Source organism: Diaphorobacter sp. J5-51 (genome assembly GCF_001023515.1).
GTDB lineage: Bacteria > Pseudomonadota > Gammaproteobacteria > Burkholderiales > Burkholderiaceae_C > Diaphorobacter > Diaphorobacter nitroreducens.
The window spans coordinates 1-1803 of record NZ_JSYI01000053.1 but is presented as its reverse complement, the minus strand read 5'-3'; the positions used below and the strand labels follow the sequence as shown (position 1 = coordinate 1803).

The following is a 1803-nucleotide window of genomic DNA, read 5'->3' as shown; positions in this document are numbered from 1 at the left end:
CCAGTGCTAGCTTTGCGTACCGTCACTTATTGCACTGAAAACGAGGGGACCCCTTCCTGCCCGCTGATCGCGTCACTACAGGGTGGAGCAAGCTTGGCAGGTTCGGCTATGCCTTAGCGTGCTTTATTTTCCGTTTTCTGAGACGACCCCTTAGAAAGCCTAGTCAAAGAGCTGTCACGAGAACACCGTTAGCTTAGCGTACGATTTTTTCCGAATTCTGCGGTTCCCCCTTGTGGATCGTTTGGGGACAAAACGCCGGCTGGTGACAGTTGAGGGGCGTTTCTTGACACTTGGGGGGCAGCGCACCCCGGCGCGATGCTGACAGATGAGGGGCCGGCCTCGAAATCGGCCGGCTGGAGCCGCGCCGGAGGCCGTCGAGGCGGCCTATGTGCTTGATCGGGCTGGCTTTATCCACAGAAGTTGTGGATAAGCCTGTTGGCAAGGCCCTTGCCGTACTGACACTTGAGGGGCGGGGGTGCTGACAGATGAGGGGCGCGATCCTTGACACTTGACGGGCAGACTATTGACCCTTGAGGGGCTTATCCATTGACACTTGAGGGGCGGCCCTTCGAGCCTTTTCCTTGGCGTATCAACGGCTTGCGCGCGTTTTCCGGTCAAGCTAACCGGCTTTTAACCCTTCATAACCTTTATATTAAACCTAGTTGTTATAACCGGGTGTCGAAAAAAGCGGCAAACCGGCCCAAGGTGCCCCGCAGAATGATCGGCCGCCGAAGGGGGTGCCCCCCCTTCTCGATCCCACCCGGCCGCTAAAGCGGCCTCCCATCCCCCCAGGGGCGTTGCCCCTCGGCCTACGGCCTTCACCCCAAGAATGGAGCGCCTACGGCGCTACGGCTGACCATAGCCAGGCGCAAGCGCCTGGCAGAAGTTCGTGCTCTTCCAAAGGGGGCCAAGGCCCCCTCTGGACTCCCCAACTGTCAAGGCCGCGGTGACTCCTGCGCCGTCGCCAAGTCGGAAGATGGCTCCAGCTCGAAGGCCGCAAGGTTGAACGCCAAGGGAGGGGTCGGCCTGCCAGGCCCAGGGCGTGATTGCGCCCCTCAAGTGTCAAGAAGCGGGGGAATTCAGTCGTCCGCGTCGTCGTGCAGGATCGTCTCGTAGTCCTGCCCGCCGTAGAACACGCCGATGATGGAAACCAGATCGCCGGCCACATCGAAGGCGATCACGGCGCGCTTGCGGTAGTTCGTGATGCGCAGGCCGGGCCGCACATCGTCGCGCATGGTGCCGCGCAGTGGAAACGTGCGCAGGCTTTCGCAGTAGGTGACGATTGCCTCGGTGTAGCGAGCGGCAACGTCAGGCGACGCCGCCGCCGCGATGTAGCGGTACAGCTCGGCAAGCTGCTCTTCGGCCTCGGGCGAGAAGACGACCGCGTAGCTCATTGCGCCTTCGCATGCTCGGCGGCCAGGCGGGCGCGCACCTGGTCGGCGGTGACGGCTCGGGAGGGATCGGCTTTCAGGGCGTCATACGCCGGGCCGACCTGGTTGTGAAGCCAGGACTCGACGGCGCGATCACGCGCGAGTAGCGCACGCAGGCCGTCGCGGATGACCTCGCTTTCGCTCGCGTACTCCCCGGTCTTGACCTTCGTTTTCACCACGTCGGCCATGTCGTTCGGCAGGGTGATGCTCAGTTGCTGGGTGGTTCGCATGGCGGCCTCCATTCGGTTCAATAGGATTCAATCCTATCACTCCAAGGGGGCGAAGTCCAGTTTAGCGGCTAAAGTTTAGCTAAAGTGCTTGACAGGTTAGGGGTCTCCTCGTTTTCAGTGCAATAAGTGACGGTACGAAAAGC

At 61.3% G+C, this 1803-nt stretch carries 2 protein-coding genes; both read right to left on the bottom strand.

The window, feature by feature from the left end; all coding sequences use genetic code 11:
* Nucleotides 1-1079 precede the first annotated feature (1079 nt).
* Entirely contained in the window at nt 1080-1394 is a 315-nt protein-coding gene (locus OX89_RS07365; protein WP_010890153.1) for a type II toxin-antitoxin system RelE/ParE family toxin, read from the bottom strand.
* Nucleotides 1391-1660, bottom strand: a complete 270-nt coding sequence (locus OX89_RS07360; RefSeq protein WP_001260984.1) for a type II toxin-antitoxin system ParD family antitoxin — start codon at nt 1658-1660, stop codon at nt 1391-1393. Before OX89_RS07360 ends, OX89_RS07365 begins: the two co-directional genes overlap by 4 nt.
* Between the last annotated feature and the right edge of the window lie 143 nt (nt 1661-1803).

Excerpts from the sequence above, each read along its gene's own strand:
- OX89_RS07365 (WP_010890153.1), bottom strand. The coding sequence starts at position 1,394 with ATGAGCTACGCGGTCGTCTTCTCGCCCGAGGCCGAAGAGCAGCTTGCC.
- OX89_RS07360 (WP_001260984.1), bottom strand. The coding sequence starts at position 1,660 with ATGCGAACCACCCAGCAACTGAGCATCACCCTGCCGAACGACATGGCC.